The sequence below is a fragment of the Ensifer sp. 38_S197 genome (genome assembly GCF_056924495.1).
The window spans coordinates 308,000-323,880 of the sequence record NZ_JBXOVZ010000001.1 but is presented as its reverse complement, the minus strand read 5'-3'; the positions used below and the strand labels follow the sequence as shown (position 1 = coordinate 323,880).

Sequence of the window (15,881 nt, the reverse complement as noted above, 5' to 3'; positions counted from 1 at the left end):
CAAATACAGTTGAGGGAAATGCCATGTCACATGAACACCGCGCCTTGGTCGAGCGATTTAGAGAGACCTTGACGCTACAACGATACAATCCAGTAGTGGTTCACAATTATTGCCGGAACGCCGATTACTTCCTTTCCTATCTGGCCGAACGGAAGATTGCTCTCGAATCGGTGACGCCGACGATCGTGTCGGATTATCTGCGCCTTGCGGTCCGGCAGTTTCGTAAGCGTCATGGCCGCGCTCCTGCTCGCGATTGGATATCCATCCCCCGATCTGGGATACACGGGTTTCTGAAGTTCGTGCTGAAACGCTGGCCGCCCGAACCTGTGGCCGCCGAAGCCGGCGGCATTCTTTGTCGAGAGGTGTGCGACCAATACCAGACATGGTTGCGGGAGGGACGTGGGCTGGCGGCCGCCTCGATTTACGCTTTAATGTGGGAGGCTCGGCATTTTTGTGCCTGGTACGTCGGGCACTCCGGCATGGCCAGCTTCATGAAGCTGAACGTCCGCGACGTCGATGCCTACATGGACATGCGGGCGCCCGGGCTGACGCGCAGGTCTTTGAAAGATGTCGCCGAGCGACTTCGATCGCTGCTGAAGCATCTGCACAGGACGGGTCACCTCACAACCGATCTCACCCCGCACGTGATCGCCCCGCTGCTCTATGCCTATGAGGGCATCCCGTCCGCCCTGAGTTCGGATCAGATCGCATCTGTGCTGGAATCCGCCCGGAAAGACAGATCACCGATCGGCTTGCGGGACTATGCCATCCTCCAACTCCTGGCAACTTACGGGTTGCGCTCGGGCGAAATAGGTCGTTTGCGGTTGGACGACATCGACTGGCGTGCCGACATCTTGAACATCCGCCTCTCCAAGTCGGGGGCGCGTTCTCAGCTGCCGTTGCTGGATCCAGTTGGGGAGGCGTTGATCGACTACCTTCGGCACGGCCGCCCGGAAACCGATGTGCGGGAAATCTTCGTCCGCACACGGGCGCCATATGTTCCCATGGTTCGCATTTACAGTGAGGTCCGCCGGCGAATGGAAGCGGCAGGTATCCTGCTGACCGGCAAACGCGGCCCGCATATCTTCCGCCATGCACGTGCGGTGAGCCTGCTGCGGGCAGCCGTCCCGCGTAAGGTGATCGGGGACGTGCTGGGTCATCGTTCAGCCGAGTCGACGATCCCCTACCTGAAACTGGCGACGGAGGACCTACGGGCGATTGCCCTGGAGATACCGGGACAGGAGGTGCGCCAATGAGCACCTGGCCCGACACGGACGGCAAGACCATTGCTCGCTATCTCAGCCGGCTCCGGCTGCGCGGTCCGATTAGCCCAATTTATTATCGCCAAACCCTGCACAGCTTCCAGGAGGTCGCTGTTCGGCGGCAATGCCGACCGTCGCAGATCACGCGGGAAGCTCTGGAAATGTGGTTGAACGAGCGGGCGCATATCTGGGCTCGGTCAACGTTGCTCCATCGCGCCCGGATCGTCACTCGCTTCCTCGACTTCCTGCAGCGGGAAAGATTGATCGTCAGCAATCCAGTAGCTGATCTGCGCGCCGAGTATAACGCAAGAAGCGACAAGGCGATCCTGCAGGCCCTGCTCGCTTCCGATCCCGATAAGGCGCTTGAATCGCTACGGCAGTTCCCGCCGTTCGGCAGTGTCCTCGGAGACCTAATGCGCAACCACATCGCGCTGATGCAGGCAAGAGGCTATCGCTACCAGACACAGGCCCGTTGGTTCTGGCGCTTCGATCGCTTCTTGCAGGCACATCCGGAACTGGCGCAGGAGCCGGTATCGGTGATGCTGCAGCATTGGGCGGCGGCGCGGCCGACCGTCAACCATGCCGCCGAGTGCGAACGGCTCGCTCAAGCCCTGAGCAAAGCACAGCATCATCTCGATCCCGACACCAAACCGAGGCGCCCGGATCCGCGGCCGGCACAGCAGGTCGCGCGGCAATGGCGTCGGCCTTACATCTACAGCCCGGAAGAGGTTCGTCGTCTCCTCGATATTGCGCGGACCTATCCATCCCCGCGCGCACCGCTGCGCCCGATTAGCCTCTATACCATGCTGGTCCTGGCTTATTGCGCTGGATTGCGGTTGGGTGAACTTGCGCGCCTGAATCTTGCGGATATCGATCTGCTGGCCGGCACGATCACCATCCGGGAGACGAAGTTCTTCAAATCCAGAATACTGCCATTGGCCGACAGCGCATTATCGGCGCTGCGGGAATATCTGCAAGCCAGATGCAAGGCGAAGGCGCCGCAAAGCCCCGATTCCGGCCTGTTCTGGCACGATCAGGGCGACGCGCGCTACACGTCTCACGCCATCGCGGGCCACCTTGTCGACATCCTGCGGCGGGCCGGAATCAAGCCGCCGACGGGCAAGACCGGCCCTCGCATCCACGACCTGCGGCATTCGTTCGTGGTGAACCGGATTCTCGAATGGTACCGCGCCGGCATCAATCCGCAGGACAAGCTACCGTTGCTTGCGACATATCTGGGGCACCGCGATATCCACTCGACGCTGGTCTACATCACCGTCACCCGGGAGCTCCTGCAGCAAGCAAACGAACGCTTCCGGACGTTCGGAGCGCACTGCCTGCATGCATCGGAAGGGGTGGAGCCATGAAGCCGGCCGACCCGTTCCCGAGGCTCCTGCATGCCTTCTTCTATGAATGGATGGTCCAGCAGCGGAACGCCTCTGTGCACACTGTTCGGTCCTACCGCGACACATGGCGCCTGTTCCTCAGGTTCGTGGCTCAACGTCGGCGCCGACCGGTCGCTCAGCTTACATTGGGCGACCTGACGGCTTCCGAGGTCAGCGCCTTTTTACACCATACCGAACAGGAACGCGGAGACACGATCGGCACGCGCAACGTCCGCCTGTCGGCATTGCGCAGCTTCTTCGGCTTTGTTGCCGGCCGCGAGCCGACTGCGATCGCGCAGTGCACCGAAATCCTGCACGTTCCGATGAAGAAAGCGCCGATCCGTGCGCCATGCTATCTGGAACCGGAGGAGGTGAAGGCCATTCTGGCGCAGCCCGATCGCTCGACGATCGAGGGCCAACGCGACCACGCACTCTTCTCCTTCCTCTACAACACCGGCGCGCGCATCCAGGAAGCGCTCGATGTCTGCCCGCAGGCGATCCGGTTCGACTCGCCAGCCTGTGTGCGTCTTTATGGCAAGGGACGGAAAGAACGGGTCAGTCCTCTTTGGCCGGAGACGATATCATTGCTGAGATCGTTGCTTCAGCGGCAGCCAAGACCCGCCGACCAGCCGATCTTCGTCAATCGGTACGGTGGCCCGCTCGGCGCATCGGGCGTCCGCTTCAAACTGGCGGAATATGTCGAGGCGGCAGCCAAAGATGTGCCAAGCCTGGCCTCGAAGCACGTAACGCCTCACAGCTTCCGTCATGCAACAGCGGTGCATTTGGTGGCGGCCGGCGTTGACGTCACGGTGATCCGAAGCTGGCTTGGCCACGTCAGCCTCGACACCACAAACCACTACGCTCAGGCAAATCTGGAAACTAAGCGTCTGGCGCTGGAACGCCTCGGAGGTCCATCACGTCCGGCCAAACCTCCATCGTGGAAACAAGACCACAGCGTGCTTGCCTGGCTCGATAGCCTTTAGCCATCCTGGAAATAATGTGGAGGAGATCGCCAACCATCGCCGCGTAACAGCTGAGACAAGGAGCTCCTCCACATTATGAGCTGCTGTTGATTACTCGAGGTGCTGCGTTCCGACAAGCGCGCCATCTTCACCGCCGCGAGCAAGGCGCAGCAGATCGCCGACTGGATGCACGCGCAGCAGTGCGAAGCTCACAGGAGCGATGTCCGGGGCGCCGCATAGGCGCTCCGAATTCATAGCAAGGTCCTGTTTCAGGCAGCGGTTTCGATCGGCAATCCGGCGGCTTTCCATTCTGGATAGCCGTCCTCGAGCCGGCGCACGAGATAGCCGTGGGCTCTTAGCGCCGCGACCGCTTCAAAGGAGAGGACACAGTATGGACCGCGGCAGTAGGCAACGACTTCCCGATCTTGCAGAAGTTCGCCCAAGCGTCGCTCCAGCTCGCCCAGCGGGATGTTGACCGCGCTTGGGAGATGGCCGAGTGCGAACTCATCCTCCGGGCGAACATCGAGGATCGTAACGAGATCATCTCGCAACCTGGAGACCAGATCGTCTCTTGACACGGGCTCCAGCGCATCGCGGGTGTGGAAGTAGTCTGCCTTCACGCGGTCGATTTCGGCGAGGTCGCGCTCGCCGACACGGCCGAGTGCCTTAGTGAGCGAGCCGGCGAGGCGATAGAGAATGTGCTTGTCCCGGCGCTCCGTCTCGACAAGGCGGCTCGCCGAAGGATCTGCAGATGGCGCGATGTGTTGGCGAAGGTTAGGCCGGTCGGGGAGGAAAGCTCCTCGACGCTGCGCTCGCCCTGCGCGAGGTGCTCCAGGAGTTCAAGCCGGTGCGCATGTCCGAGCGCCTGCGCCACCTGGCCGGGTTTTGGAGTTCACGGAAAGGCAATCCCATGTTCAGGGCCGAAGCACTCTCATCCATGCAGAGCGGCCGCCTGAACGTTGCCCTGGACGGGCAGTACCGATTTGACGGCGTCGTTAAATCGCTCCGCTCCATAGAGAGGAACTGGCGGCGGCAGGTCCGCTGGAGCTGGATCGATTATTCCCGGACGCACTTCAACCTGCTCGCCTCTTATAAGGCCCAGGACGCCTTCATCGCGCGTCTCAACGCCCCGCAACTCCGTGTTCCCGTATCAAGGAAGTCGCGGCATCTCGCCCTCGGCCAGCCTCCAGACCCAAGGTGCGATCTCCGGCCTCCCGTCGATCATATCGGTGAGTGCCTGCTCGTATTCATCGCCGGCGCTCGCCGGCACGATGAACATCGCGACGGGGGCGGGCTTCTGTTCCGGCAATGTCACTGACACGATCGGCGCATCGCGCGGCAGGTTGAAACGCAGGCCCTTGACGCTCTTTCGCTTGAGGTGGCTCAGTTTCTCTAAGAGCCGTAGCTCGTGGATGTCCTCGAATGGCAGCCAATGTTCGTTGACCACCATCAGGGCGACCTCTTCGACCGACGCGATACCGGCGGTCGAGATGCCGAAGGTGGCGATGACGATCAGATGCAGTGCCTCGCTCGAGCGCCACAACTCCAGTTCGGTCTCATAGCGGGCTGCAAGACGCCGCCAGGCGCCATCCTCGATCATCAGCGGGAAGGGCAGATGCCGTGCGACAATCTTGTGTCCCTCGCGGGCTGCGGAAAATTCCTTCACCTCGGCGACGATCATCATCAGCTTGCGCGCCCCCGAAGCTGTCGCTTGCACACCGTTGAGCGCAGCGGCGCGCCGGGTAGCAACCCCCTTCTTGTCGTCCGGATGAAAAACCTCAGGAACGAAGAGCATGTCGCTCAACGGGCCGCCCCTTGCGGTCATCTGCGAGGCGGCATTGATGAGGCTGGTGCGCACCCGGCCCCAGCCGCGCCGGCCCGCCCATGTCGAGCGCCATTCCGTCAGTTCGCCGGCCTCCCAGAGATAATGCAGCATCGCCCTGAGCGACAGCTTCTTGGGCTCGCTGCGGATGCTTGGTTCCGTTATTTCAGCCGGTGCGCCCGGCGCCGATCGAGGCCCGCGTTTCGTCAAGGAAAAATCCAGCTTCAGGTCGGCCCTGCCGCTGCCATCGATCTGGATCGCATTGCCGATCAGGGGACCGAGACCGGAAAGCTCGTAGGGCGCCTCATAGGAAGGGCACGCGGGATCGTGGTCGCGCCCCGAAAGCGGCATGCGCTTGATGAGATACTGATCCTCCAGGAGCGCGATATACATCGCAACCGGGGGCTCCTTGCACATACACATCGGCCGAAGCCTCTGCTCATAGGCACGCGGAAGCAGCGCCCGAAACTCCGGCGAGGATCCGTCCAGCGTCTGATCGCCGATCGTGAAGTTTCGCACTTTGGTTCTCCCTTGCTTCAGCCGAAGGTACACGGGTAGCGTCCATTTTACTATCAAAAAATAGATAGTAAAACCCTATAGCGTTGCATTTACGCCCTTCGGGCTTAGTCGCGGAGACCGCCGACGGCGCGCCGCGGGAACGCAGCTCGGCTGGAACCACTGGGCGGGGGGAACTGCGTCATCGACGACGACTTCCGCGCTCGGCGTGGCGAGGCCGATCAGGGTCGGTCCCTCGCCCGCGCCAGAGAACGCAGGCATCTGGGCACTCAAGTATATGGGTACTCCGGCCCGTCAGCCGACGTTGGCTCAATGCGCTAGCATTTCGTCGCCGGCCGGTGTGAACGCAAGCGAAGTGGCTGGCAGTCTTTGAAGTGCCGGGCCGGGTGGCCTGAATGGTTCGTCGCTAGCTTGGCGCTTCCCTTCCGAAAGCGGGAAGAAAGCGCGCCCGTTTTTTAGAATTTTGCAAAATTTTCGGCCGAGCTGACCGCAGCAGGTCGGCCGTCTCTTCGTGCCACCACGATCGCAACCCTGACTTAAGAGCGATGGCATCCTCGAAGGCGTCTTCGCCGCCATCCGGGTCAACGCCCCGATCGCCACCGTCCCGAACGCAAGCAAGTCGAGCGAAGAAGCCCCCAACTACTGCGTCATCAACCGCAAGACCGGCTTCGAAATCGGCGCAGCTGGAACCGCTTCTGATCGACACCCACGCACAACTCGCGGTGACGCGATCCAAGCATCATGCCGGGGGTGGATGCAGCCGCGTGTCCAACGCGAAGTTCTCCTGGAGCTTCAGAACGTAAGCGCCCGTCGCGCGGCTCGCGAGAAAGATTAAGTTCCAGCTATGCCGCGAGACTGCACTTGGAACCGCTACGAAACGGTGTCGGCGCAACAGATGATCCCCGAAGGCTTGCTGTCCCGCGCCGGGAATCCCGGGGCGCAGCCAGTTGGGATTGGGTACCGTTTCTGGGTCGACGACATGGACATCGCCGACATCAGCAATTATGGCCGCCGTCATCATATGCGCCACCGCGTCGAGCGCCCGAAATCCCTTATGGACCGCGACTTCAAGAATTGCCGTCGCAGGGTCGAGGGAGCAGTAGACCGCGCGGACCCCCTTGCTATTCCAGCGGCCGCCCACGTGATAGGAACCTTCCCCGCTATCCCAAGTCGGCGCATGGACGGCCTGATCGAGCCGCCACGCAAGCAACTCGGTCCCGCCGAGCGCGATTGGCAGAAATGTCATGCGTAGACGCCGTATTCCAGGCGGTCGAGATGATCCTCAACCAGTTCTACACCGGCGGGCGTCCCGAGAAGATCGATCGGACGGCGCTGGTCAAGCCCGACTGCTGGGCGATCGAGCCATTGCTCGGCTTCCGCCTGCGATCCGAAAATACCCGTTGCCTTTGCGAGGATCTCGGCGAATTTCCAAGCACGGCCGCTTTGTTCCAAGCTGAGTGGTTTGGAGGGCGTGTCCTTCCGCCGCTGCCATGTGCGCAAGCTCATGCCGACCGCCTTTTCAAGAGACTCGTTCTTGCCGATGACGACGAGGTTACCGATAAGATGATCGAGCGCCAACGCGGGCAAGCCGTTTAGAAGCAGGTCATGCGCGTCGAGCGCATTGGTCAGGCGGCGCGCCAGAACGCGCGATCCGCCGAGCAACGCTTCAATCTTTTGCAGTTCGCCACCGCTTGCTGAAGAAGGTGCTTTTGTTGCGATGCCCATGATCTTTCTCCAACGTCAGCTGTCGTTCATTATGTGTCACGTGTCGCGAGCAATTTCAAGGTTGGTGCAGCCGGCGACGTCGCCGGACCGGGCACTATGCCCCTGTCTCGCAGGCTGCAGGAGATGGCGCGAAGTGCTGTTTTCTTGCAAATCTGGAAAAGATGGATATTATGGAGAGCGACAAAGGAGTATGACCATGCGTCAGTTCACGACAGGTGATCTCAACAAGCAGGTGGGCGATGTAACCGACGCCGCGAGCCGCGAACCCGTCGTTCTCACCAAGCACCGGAAACCCCGCTTCGTGCTGATGAGCTATGAGTATTACGAGCGGATGCGCACCGGCGGCGATCCGCGTGGCACCCATCGCGCTTCGGATATGCCGGAGGAACATAAGGAACTCTTCGCCGCGGAGATCGATCGGCTGGCGCGCGGCGAGGGGTATGATGATGAGTCGTGAGTTCCTGCCCGGTCAGGTGATTGCCTATCCCTACCTCTGGGCGTGGCAGCAGGAGCGTGGCGAAACCGAAGGCCGGAAGACCCGGCCGGCCTGTGTCGTGGTCGCTGTCCGTGGCGCGAATGATGGACTCACCCATCTGGCACTTCTCGCGATCACGACCCAACCGCCGCAGCCCGATCGTATAGCCTTGGAAGTTTCCGATATCGAGTGCCGGCGGGCGGGCCTCAGCGACCTCAAGCGCTGCTGGATCGTTGTCGACGAATACAATTACGATGTCGCCGAACGATCCTGGTACATCGAGCCGGACGAACAAGCGCTTGGACGGTTCAGCAAGGCCTTCATGATGAGAATTGCCGCAGCCTTTGGCGAGGCGTCGCGCAAATCGGGCCGACGCGTCAATCGGACGGAGTAAGCGAACGCCGGCCCCGCAATTACCTAGCTCTGACGGATCGGAGCATGCGAGCGTCTGTCGAGGCGACAGCGATTGTGCTGAGACGGGACCGTGGCAAGATCGCCTTGGTCGATCTCCGCACCGGCCAGCGCATCGAGATATCGCGGTGCTGTTGGCTGGCATCGTCACCGCTGTGGTCTCGACGTGCAGGCGAGAAAGGCCGGCCTTTCCGCCTCGCGACAACATGCCCTCGTCATGCCGACCGGTGTCGCCGTCCCTCCACACGGCGCGAGACGCTTGCATTTCTTAAAAATTGTGTACACATCTCCCGCTGAAAACGGAGCCCCGCCATGCCTCAATCCCGGCAGCAGACATCAACGCCCCGCCGCGTCGGCGTGCGAGAATTTCGCGGCAATCTGACGTTCTTCCTCAAGCAGGTCGAAGACGGGCAGAGGTTCGTCTTGACGTCCCATCATAAGGTCGTTGCGGAAATCGGACCGCCATCGTCAGACGTCGTCATACGGAAACCAGGTGCATTGCGCGGAAATATCAAAGTTGCCGATGACTTCGACAGCCTGCCGGAGGATTTTCTTAAGTCCCTGGAAGATGGGACGTGAGCCTGCTGCTCGATACACATGCCTTGTTGTGGCGGCTGAACGACGACGAACCTTATCGGGGATCCTGAGAACGACGTCCTCGTCAGTGCCGTCTCTCTTTGGGAAATCACCGTGAAGCTGCGGATCGGTAAACTTGATGCCGATAGAGATCCTTGAGATCTTGCCGGGTCAGGGATTCGACCGGCTGGATATCACAGAAGCGCATCTTATCGCTCTTACGGCTCTTCCGCTTCATCATCGCGACCCCTTCGATCATCTTCTCATGGCGCAGGCCGTGGCGGAGGGAGCCCATTTTGTTTCCCAGGATCAGAATGTCGCGCTCTACGGCATTCCGTTGGTGACTTGCTCGGATCCTGTTGTCTTGTGATCTCGGACGGGCTTGATGTGCCTGAACACCGGCGGCTCAGATAGCCGGGCGCGGACGGACGAGTGGGGAAAGATCACTCATCTGATGCCCAACGAACAGCTTCACCCGGTGTTGCCGCACGGTCTGCAGGCGGCATACCGTCGCCGTGGCTGACCTCTCGGATCAACAAAGGGATGATATTGGCAGGGATGTGCTCATCCGCTTGCTGTAGTTGAGATCGGGCGAGAGTACGCATTGACTGGCTTGGAGGCAAAACGTTCAAGGGGTGCGTGGCCGATATCCTGCGGCGTCGGATCGGACAGCCATAATGGTTTGTCCCGTCCTTCAGTTGCCCCGAACCATTCCCGTTTTGTGCCGCTCGTATAGACGACCGCCTGCTATTGCGGCCAACCCCTGAAGGGGTAAGACTCGCCCGAAATTTTTGCAAAATTCGATTTCGGTTCTTTTGTTCTGGCGGAAAATAGAATTTTGCAAAATTTTCGGCCGAGCTGACCGCAGCAGGTCGGCCATCTCTTCGTGCGCCATCGGGAATGGTCCCGAGCAACTGAAGGAGACAGAACCATGGCCACCACAATCGCAACCCTGACGCAGAAGCCCGACGGCATCCTCGAAGGCATCTTTGCCACCATCCGGGTCAATGCCCCAATCGCCATCGTCCCGAACGCAAGCAAGTCGAGTGAAGAAGCCCCCGACTACCGCGTCATCCACCGCAAGACCGGCTTCGAGATCGGTGCGGCCTGGAACCGTATCGCCCGCCAGACTGGCGAGGAATACCTCTCGGTGAAGCTCGAGGCCCCCGAGATCGGCGTCATCTTCGGCAACCTCGCACCGGCACCCGGCAGCGATCCGAGCAAGAAGGTGATCCTCTGGAACAATCCAAACTGACGAGCCAAGCGAGCGGCCCCGAGCAATCGGGGCCGCCTTCGCCGTTTTTCGGTTGGACCGCTTCGCGCAGCATCGGGAGCAAAAAGCGGGCATCGAGCCCGCATTTGCTCCTTCTTCCGTGCCACACGAGACGAAAGCCTGTCTGCTCGGATAGCCAAGTCTGTCGTGAGCATCGCGCCGCCTCAAGGACGGCGGCCCCTCCAATTTTCAGCCGGTGCCCTCAAGGGCACCGTCAGAAAATCGGTTCCTCCGCGCGCCGGCTCCGCCGGTCGCTGACGCGATCCTTGACCCGGCGCGATCCTCACGACCCCGGGCGTCATCTTTCACATTCAAGGAGATGACGACAATGACGATTACCATCGAATTCCACATCGAAGAGCTGCGCCGGGAACTGAAGAATGCCGATCCGGCAGAGCGCCGCCAGATCGAAATGGAGCTAGCAGTGGCTGAGGCCGAACTGGCGGCAACGGTCGCCCAACAGGAGGCCACCATCGACGCCGCGCCGCCCTTCTGACGGCGGCGTTTGCCGCGCCATTGCGACCATCACAGGCCGCTTGGCGAGCTCGGGGCAGATCCTGCACCGCATGCCCGAATTTGGCGCTATCGCGCGGCCAGTGCGCACCGCCCCAAGCCGTCATCGCCAGGCAACCCTGCTGCCGCGCGAAGAACCTCAGCACCAATCTCTTCGCAACTGCTTGCTGGACATCACGGCTCCCGAAGCACTTGCTCCGCGAGCCTGAAGAACGTTCTTCGCCACATCCAGCCATGCTGGTGTTCTTTTTGGACGCTCCTCTGTTCGGTGGCACTGCCGTCATTCTGGGGGCGACCACCGCATCATGAAACAGCGAAAACCTCTCATTGACTCTCGCAGGCGTGAGAACATATTGAGAACACGCAACATGGAGGGCGATCATGAGCGACGAAACGGGCACAGAAAAAAAGATGGATAGTGGTCCTGTCACCCACCTGTGCGAGCACCTCGGTTGCAAGAAATGGGGCGGTTTCGGCTTTGCTAACGGCAGAGCCGCGCCCAACTGGTTCTGCTACGAGCATCGGCCGGAGAGCCGGCAGCGATCGAAGCAGGCCTAAAGCAGCCAGCGTCAGGCGGGACGCTCTTTTAAGTGCGGCGCAACACCAGCCGGCAGATGCCTGCCAGGAGAGAACCTGTGCCCGATTATAGGAACCTCGACCAGGTCATCTATATCCGCCTCACGACCACGCGAACTCCGATAAAGCGGGCGTTTGCCGGAACGGGCCAGTCCCGGCGGCGGGAGAAGTCAAGTGCACATTGGATCGCGCAATCGATCGTCAAAGGCGTCTGCATCAACCACAGGATAGAGCGCAATGGTGCCGCCGTCGACGAGGCGGAGATCATCGACATGCTGACGGAGGAGCTTTGGAGCGTCCCCGAGTCCGTAGCGAAGGATCTTGTCGGCATTGACGCCAACAAGAGAGACGACGCCAAGAGGACGATCACGAGCGCGCTGCTGTTGGCCATGACGAACAGATACGAGTGCACATTCTTCATGCCGGAGTATCATGGTATGGGGCCGTCGTCCCATGGTGCGCGCTGAACATCCAGTTCGATACGGGCCGCACCGATCAGGGTCTTCGCGCCGAAAGAGTTTGACCTGTTGTTACCAGGGTTCTCGCAGGGCTCGGCCATGGGTTATAGAGCTGCCGTTCGGCAATATCTTTCGCCAGACGTTTCAAGCTCCGGAATCCGCAACAGCTCTGGCGAGGGCACATCCTTCAAATCTTCTGCCGCCCTTGTCGAGTATTGGACACTTGAAGGAGAAACGGGTGCAATTTCATGCCTGAGAGTTTCATCGTCGACCCCGCATAAGAGCAGCCCAGAACCCAGTAGGTACGCGATTGTGAGATTCTACCGGTTTAAAGCTGCCGGGGAACCAATTTTTCTAGGCGTGGTTGGATAGACAGTCTCGGCTTCCCTTTCGCCGGGACGCCGGAAGTCTTGGCCCCGACGCCCCATCGGGGCCATTTTCTCCGGTTCGAAAAACGGAACCTTTTCCGCCCCCTGCACGTTTGGTGTTCTCGACCCCTTCTTTCGCTAGGGGTCAAACGCTGGCAGGCTTCACCTACCCTCGAGTGAAGTCAGGAACTGGCCTCGTCATCCCGACGGGGCCAGTTCTTTAAACCCCTCGGAAACACGCGCTTGCCAAGTTCCGATGATCCCTTCGGACCGGGTAGACTCGGTGGGGTTTCCGCTCCTTTCTCAATCCGCTCGGAACACCTTTTGCCCCCGTTGGTTTGCTCACTGTCGAAGATTTGTAATCTCGACGGGGATCGAAAGCCGGACTCCTCTCTTCTTATCGGGTGGGGTTCGGCGCATCTATTGCGGTCTGAGATCCGATGCCGCCAGGAGGCAGACCTGAAACCTTTCCAGGTGTTTCCGACTGAGCGGCCTCTCGTGGCGGTCAGACATGGTGTGGGAGCGAAGGAAGGTTGTAATGTCCCCGCAAAAGAAGCGCCTGATGAAATCGAGTGAGATTCCGGATTTCGTGGCTGAGATGATAGCCGCCGGCTGCGACATCTGCGCCATAGGACACCATATGTATGTAACGGGCGACACGGACCGGCGCCAGTCGGCTAGAAGCGAGGTGCGGCGCATCGGTGAGAAGTACGGCGACCGCGACCCAATCAGGCAGGAGATTGTGGATTATCTCTGGTCGATCGGCCGGTATATCGAGGTCACCTCAAAGGGCGCGCGTCATTAGATCGGTCTTCCCGCCGAGCCAGGTTTGTCAGACCAGACGTCCACATTTTGCCTGACCTGGTTGTCATCCCATGGGATTGGCTCATAACGCTGCGGGCCGCCCCCATTTCGAGTGTTCGCACACATTCTGCCGTCATTCTGGCAAAGCGGTGCATCAAGGGGGGCATCCCATCCGTGACAAAGGCGATTCACGCCGCCGTTTTTGTCATGAAAGCCGCGGAATAGCCGGCGAACGCGGACCACGACCTGGCGGCGAACGCCTGATCCGTTACCCGCCTATTTGACAAACCGATTGGCCTTGGCGGCTTCGTTCATGTCCTTGCGGCGAAAGTAAATCGCACGGCCGCAGCGGATTGGGCTATGGCCCTGGACGATGATGATCTGCTCGTCCTTGCGCATCGACTGGGTGATCTCATGCGGCATGATCAGTGGCCGACGATGGAAGTTGACGCTCTCGGATTTGCGCGATGCTTTGTTCTTCATGTCCCAGCCAATTTGGCGGGAGCTTCCCTTCACCTCGACCGTCATTTCTCCGCATTGCGCCGAAACATAGCGCGCCGTGTCGAGTGCCTTGATCGCGGCATAGGAGGCAAAGGCGCAGCCATCGATCCACGATGTCGCACCATCTTTCCCAAAATGCCGCTCCAGCTGCCCGACGGACTGATACATCAGCATCATGCTGATACCATACTTGCGGCCGCGATCGCGTGCCTCCTCCAGCACGCGCATGTAACCGAGAAGATCGACCTCATCGAGCATGAACAACGCCCGGCGCTGGAAGCCGCCATCGGCCTGGATCATGGCATTGATCAACGAGCCGATGATCACCCGGCCAATGCCCGGATAGGACCGCAGGATCGATGCCGGGATGTTGAGGAAGACGTCCTTCCTGGCCGTAACGATGTCGCTCGACCTGAACGCATTCCCGCAGACGAGCGCGGCATAGCTGTCCAGGGAAAGCCACTGTGTGTCTTTCGAAGCGGTCGAATAAACACCGGAGAAGGTCTGCTCGGTCATGTTGGTGAACACGCCGAGCGTCTCACGGATGAAGACCGATTGCGTGTGCTCCTGTATGTCGCGAAGCATGGCGAGCACGGAGGGCTCGGGCTCCGATACGATCTGGCGAAGACTGCGCAAGGTTCGCCGGCCCTCATATTCGCGTGAGAGCATGACGTGGGCGAGAAGGCCGGTCAGGAGGTTATGTGCCTGGTTCTGGAAATAGGCGCCGCTCGAGCTTTCGAAGCGCACGCTCTCCGACAGCAGCATGTGGGCAATGCCGACGATGTCCTCTTCCTTTTGCTTCGATGTCTCGATGCCGTCGAGCACGTTGAAGCCCATGATCGGGCTCGTCGGATCGAGCACCATCACCTCGCGGCCGAGCGCGCGAGTTCTATGTTCGACGACCATCGGCGCGACCTCGGTCGATGGATCGAGACAAATCAGCGGCCCGGTGTAACGTAGCGCCGTCGGCACGACGTTGCTGGTGGTCTTGTATCCACCTGACCCGGCAAAGAAGAGCATGTGCGTTGAATCGAAGTCCTGTTTGTAGGTCAGCAACGAGGCCTTGCCGCCGCGCCCCCATGTGGCCGGATCGTTCGGATCGAACGGCAGTTCGTGGACGACTTCCCTGTCGACGCGATAACGCTCACCGACGACGATCTCGCCGTCCGGCGGAAACAGGTTTCCGGCCGCCGACATCGGCAGCCAGTCCGCGTCGCCGAGGATCCCGCGCCTGGCGCGCTTCACGCGTTCTGGCACGACGGTCGAGACGCGCGCGCAGACAGCTACGATCATAAAGCCAATAACCGCGCCGACGACAGCGACCATGTCCAGATAGGACAGCGCACGATCCCATGATAGCGCGCCGCTTTCGACGGAGGGGGACAGCCGGCGGAATTCACGCAACGCGTAGAAGCTGGCGACTGTCAAAAAACAAGCGAGGCTCGCCATCGCTACCGGCGTTCGCCGGTGCAACGGCAAGGCCCAAACGGTCAACAGTCCTGCGAATGGCCCGAGCAATAACGCTGGTAGCGGCGAGGCTCGTAGAAACCAATAGGCCGCGTTCCCCGGCATGCCGGCGGCGAGCCCTGGCCACCGCCAGCCCACGACGTATACCGCAAAGGCGGTCACGGCGACGGGCAAGAGAATGAGCAACAGGCTAGGCTGCGGTTTTGCCTTTAGTGCCATCCCGCCGTCTCCGCGACGCGAGATGATCCGCCATCCAGTGCCGGAGCCTTGAAGGCCTCTTCGCCGAGATCGCGCAGGCGCCGATGCTCGGCAGTGCCCGGCGCGACGCTTGCCAGTTCGATGAGGCCGCCGAGAAGAAACGCCCGGTCGGCTTTAGACAATCCCGCCCTGACGACCATGCCGCCAAGCAGGAACTTCTCGCGTGCCTCGCGCTTACGATCTGCCGTCATGAGAAACCTGCGCCGGCGTTCCAGAGCCGCGATTTGGTTGTCGAAGCGACGAAGCAGCTGCGTTGGCAGTGCGCTTGTTTTCCTCTTTGCGAAATCGCGCCGCGATCTCTTCAAAGACTGCGTCGAGCTCCTCGTCGGCGATTTCCATCTCAGCCAAACCCGATTTTGTCGCCGCGCGCGCAAACCGTTCGGCGGATTTTACTATCAGCGTTCGTCTGCGCTCGCGCAGTTTCTCGATCTGCGCGTCAATGTCATTGATCGATGATTTCCCTGCCATCATGGTGTCCTTTCCTGTTCAAGCAAGCTCTGTAGGGTCTATTATACTATCTGAAATCTGA

Annotated in this window: 18 protein-coding genes and 3 pseudogenes; 13 read left to right on the top strand and 8 right to left on the bottom strand. The window is 60.5% G+C overall.

Going from position 1 to position 15,881, the window contains the following annotated elements; translation table 11 throughout:
• The first annotated feature begins 23 nt into the window (after window positions 1-23).
• Genes AC1Z3V_RS01365 through AC1Z3V_RS01355 form a run of 3 tightly spaced genes read left to right on the top strand, consistent with a single transcriptional unit; the run spans window position 24 to window position 3,630 of the window.
• A complete protein-coding gene (locus AC1Z3V_RS01365; RefSeq protein ID WP_483496781.1) occupies window positions 24-1,256 on the top strand; it encodes a site-specific integrase in 1,233 nt (410 codons plus the stop codon).
• Window positions 1,253-2,629, top strand: a complete 1,377-nt coding sequence (locus AC1Z3V_RS01360; protein ID WP_483496779.1) for a tyrosine-type recombinase/integrase — start codon at window positions 1,253-1,255, stop codon at window positions 2,627-2,629. Before AC1Z3V_RS01365 ends, AC1Z3V_RS01360 begins: the two co-directional genes overlap by 4 nt.
• The gene (locus AC1Z3V_RS01355; RefSeq protein WP_483496778.1) at window positions 2,626-3,630 is read left to right on the top strand and encodes a tyrosine-type recombinase/integrase; all 1,005 of its coding nucleotides are present in this window, start codon (window positions 2,626-2,628) and stop codon (window positions 3,628-3,630) included. Before AC1Z3V_RS01360 ends, AC1Z3V_RS01355 begins: the two co-directional genes overlap by 4 nt.
• A 90-nt stretch (window positions 3,631-3,720) precedes the next feature.
• Here AC1Z3V_RS01355 and AC1Z3V_RS01350 read toward each other — a convergent pair whose 3' ends face one another.
• From AC1Z3V_RS01350 to AC1Z3V_RS01340, 3 genes and pseudogenes are all read right to left on the bottom strand, one after another.
• Window positions 3,721-3,864 (bottom strand): hypothetical protein, encoded by a 144-nt coding sequence (locus tag AC1Z3V_RS01350; RefSeq protein WP_483496776.1) that lies wholly within the window; start codon window positions 3,862-3,864, stop codon window positions 3,721-3,723.
• Between the two features lie 14 nt (window positions 3,865-3,878).
• Window positions 3,879-4,483: pseudogene (locus AC1Z3V_RS01345) on the bottom strand (ArsR/SmtB family transcription factor).
• A 276-nt stretch (window positions 4,484-4,759) separates the two neighbouring features.
• Window positions 4,760-5,950, bottom strand: a complete 1,191-nt coding sequence (locus AC1Z3V_RS01340; RefSeq protein ID WP_483496775.1) for a DUF1173 domain-containing protein — start codon at window positions 5,948-5,950, stop codon at window positions 4,760-4,762.
• Between the two features lie 480 nt (window positions 5,951-6,430).
• Here AC1Z3V_RS01340 and AC1Z3V_RS01335 point away from each other — a divergent pair.
• Window positions 6,431-6,632, top strand: a pseudogene (locus tag AC1Z3V_RS01335) (DUF736 family protein); the annotation flags it as partial.
• Between the two features lie 54 nt (window positions 6,633-6,686).
• Here AC1Z3V_RS01335 and AC1Z3V_RS01330 read toward each other — a convergent pair.
• Together AC1Z3V_RS01330 and parS are read right to left on the bottom strand one after the other, a co-directional pair.
• Window positions 6,687-7,193 (bottom strand): RES family NAD+ phosphorylase, encoded by a 507-nt coding sequence (locus tag AC1Z3V_RS01330; RefSeq protein WP_483496774.1) that lies wholly within the window; start codon window positions 7,191-7,193, stop codon window positions 6,687-6,689.
• Window positions 7,190-7,672: a type II RES/Xre toxin-antitoxin system antitoxin gene (parS, locus tag AC1Z3V_RS01325; protein WP_483496772.1), complete on the bottom strand. Its 483-nt coding sequence runs from the start codon at window positions 7,670-7,672 to the stop codon at window positions 7,190-7,192. The genes AC1Z3V_RS01330 and parS overlap by 4 nt, the downstream gene beginning before the upstream one ends.
• A gap of 196 nt (window positions 7,673-7,868) precedes the next feature.
• On the opposite strand from parS, the gene AC1Z3V_RS01320 reads away from it, so the two are divergent.
• The 9 genes and pseudogenes from AC1Z3V_RS01320 (at window position 7,869) to AC1Z3V_RS01280 (ending at window position 13,127) form a co-directional block, all read left to right on the top strand.
• Window positions 7,869-8,129 carry a type II toxin-antitoxin system Phd/YefM family antitoxin gene (locus AC1Z3V_RS01320; protein WP_483496771.1) on the top strand — a complete coding sequence of 87 codons (261 nt, stop codon included), beginning with the start codon at window positions 7,869-7,871 and terminating at the stop codon, window positions 8,127-8,129.
• Entirely contained in the window at window positions 8,119-8,541 is a 423-nt protein-coding gene (locus AC1Z3V_RS01315; RefSeq protein ID WP_483499504.1) for a hypothetical protein, read from the top strand. The genes AC1Z3V_RS01320 and AC1Z3V_RS01315 overlap by 11 nt, the downstream gene beginning before the upstream one ends.
• A gap of 329 nt (window positions 8,542-8,870) precedes the next feature.
• On the top strand, window positions 8,871-9,137 hold the full coding sequence (locus AC1Z3V_RS01310) for a type II toxin-antitoxin system Phd/YefM family antitoxin (protein ID WP_483496770.1): 267 nt from the start codon (window positions 8,871-8,873) through the stop codon (window positions 9,135-9,137).
• Window positions 9,134-9,504: pseudogene (locus tag AC1Z3V_RS01305) on the top strand (type II toxin-antitoxin system VapC family toxin). Before AC1Z3V_RS01310 ends, AC1Z3V_RS01305 begins: the two are co-directional and overlap by 4 nt.
• Before the next feature lie 561 nt (window positions 9,505-10,065).
• Complete coding sequence (locus tag AC1Z3V_RS01300; protein WP_483496769.1) at window positions 10,066-10,389, top strand: DUF736 domain-containing protein; 324 nt, start codon at window positions 10,066-10,068, stop codon at window positions 10,387-10,389.
• Between the two features lie 346 nt (window positions 10,390-10,735).
• Window positions 10,736-10,903: a hypothetical protein gene (locus tag AC1Z3V_RS01295; RefSeq protein WP_483499672.1), complete on the top strand. Its 168-nt coding sequence runs from the start codon at window positions 10,736-10,738 to the stop codon at window positions 10,901-10,903.
• Window positions 10,904-11,301: 398 nt separating this feature from the next.
• Window positions 11,302-11,478 (top strand): hypothetical protein, encoded by a 177-nt coding sequence (locus tag AC1Z3V_RS01290; RefSeq protein WP_483496768.1) that lies wholly within the window; start codon window positions 11,302-11,304, stop codon window positions 11,476-11,478.
• Between the two features lie 77 nt (window positions 11,479-11,555).
• Window positions 11,556-11,963, top strand: coding sequence for a hypothetical protein (locus AC1Z3V_RS01285; RefSeq protein ID WP_483496766.1), 408 nt, complete (start codon window positions 11,556-11,558; stop codon window positions 11,961-11,963).
• An 897-nt stretch (window positions 11,964-12,860) separates the two neighbouring features.
• Window positions 12,861-13,127, top strand: a complete 267-nt coding sequence (locus AC1Z3V_RS01280) for a hypothetical protein (protein WP_483496764.1) — start codon at window positions 12,861-12,863, stop codon at window positions 13,125-13,127.
• Between the two features lie 275 nt (window positions 13,128-13,402).
• Here the strand turns inward: AC1Z3V_RS01280 and traG are convergent, their stop codons facing one another.
• The 3 genes from traG to AC1Z3V_RS01265 are packed head-to-tail and all read right to left on the bottom strand — an operon-like array spanning window position 13,403 to window position 15,820.
• Complete coding sequence (traG, locus tag AC1Z3V_RS01275) at window positions 13,403-15,313, bottom strand: Ti-type conjugative transfer system protein TraG (RefSeq protein WP_483496762.1); 1,911 nt, start codon at window positions 15,311-15,313, stop codon at window positions 13,403-13,405.
• On the bottom strand, window positions 15,304-15,543 hold the full coding sequence (locus AC1Z3V_RS01270) for a conjugal transfer protein TraD (RefSeq protein ID WP_483496761.1): 240 nt from the start codon (window positions 15,541-15,543) through the stop codon (window positions 15,304-15,306). Before AC1Z3V_RS01270 ends, traG begins: the two co-directional genes overlap by 10 nt.
• Window positions 15,527-15,820: a TraC family protein gene (locus tag AC1Z3V_RS01265; protein WP_483499502.1), complete on the bottom strand. Its 294-nt coding sequence runs from the start codon at window positions 15,818-15,820 to the stop codon at window positions 15,527-15,529. Before AC1Z3V_RS01265 ends, AC1Z3V_RS01270 begins: the two co-directional genes overlap by 17 nt.
• Between the last annotated feature and the right edge of the window lie 61 nt (window positions 15,821-15,881).

Coding starts and splice junctions, on each gene's coding strand:
- AC1Z3V_RS01280 (WP_483496764.1), top strand. CDS start 12,861: ATGTCCCCGCAAAAGAAGCGCCTGATGAAATCGAGTGAGATTCCGGAT.
- AC1Z3V_RS01330 (WP_483496774.1), bottom strand. CDS start 7,193: ATGACATTTCTGCCAATCGCGCTCGGCGGGACCGAGTTGCTTGCGTGG.
- AC1Z3V_RS01300 (WP_483496769.1), top strand. CDS start 10,066: ATGGCCACCACAATCGCAACCCTGACGCAGAAGCCCGACGGCATCCTC.
- AC1Z3V_RS01350 (WP_483496776.1), bottom strand. CDS start 3,864: ATGAATTCGGAGCGCCTATGCGGCGCCCCGGACATCGCTCCTGTGAGC.
- AC1Z3V_RS01295 (WP_483499672.1), top strand. CDS start 10,736: ATGACGATTACCATCGAATTCCACATCGAAGAGCTGCGCCGGGAACTG.
- AC1Z3V_RS01310 (WP_483496770.1), top strand. CDS start 8,871: ATGCCTCAATCCCGGCAGCAGACATCAACGCCCCGCCGCGTCGGCGTG.
- AC1Z3V_RS01290 (WP_483496768.1), top strand. CDS start 11,302: ATGAGCGACGAAACGGGCACAGAAAAAAAGATGGATAGTGGTCCTGTC.
- AC1Z3V_RS01270 (WP_483496761.1), bottom strand. CDS start 15,543: ATGACGGCAGATCGTAAGCGCGAGGCACGCGAGAAGTTCCTGCTTGGC.
- AC1Z3V_RS01265 (WP_483499502.1), bottom strand. CDS start 15,820: ATGGCAGGGAAATCATCGATCAATGACATTGACGCGCAGATCGAGAAA.
- AC1Z3V_RS01355 (WP_483496778.1), top strand. CDS start 2,626: ATGAAGCCGGCCGACCCGTTCCCGAGGCTCCTGCATGCCTTCTTCTAT.
- AC1Z3V_RS01315 (WP_483499504.1), top strand. CDS start 8,119: ATGAGTCGTGAGTTCCTGCCCGGTCAGGTGATTGCCTATCCCTACCTC.
- AC1Z3V_RS01320 (WP_483496771.1), top strand. CDS start 7,869: ATGCGTCAGTTCACGACAGGTGATCTCAACAAGCAGGTGGGCGATGTA.
- AC1Z3V_RS01360 (WP_483496779.1), top strand. CDS start 1,253: ATGAGCACCTGGCCCGACACGGACGGCAAGACCATTGCTCGCTATCTC.
- AC1Z3V_RS01365 (WP_483496781.1), top strand. CDS start 24: ATGTCACATGAACACCGCGCCTTGGTCGAGCGATTTAGAGAGACCTTG.
- traG (WP_483496762.1), bottom strand. CDS start 15,313: ATGGCACTAAAGGCAAAACCGCAGCCTAGCCTGTTGCTCATTCTCTTG.
- parS (WP_483496772.1), bottom strand. CDS start 7,672: ATGGGCATCGCAACAAAAGCACCTTCTTCAGCAAGCGGTGGCGAACTG.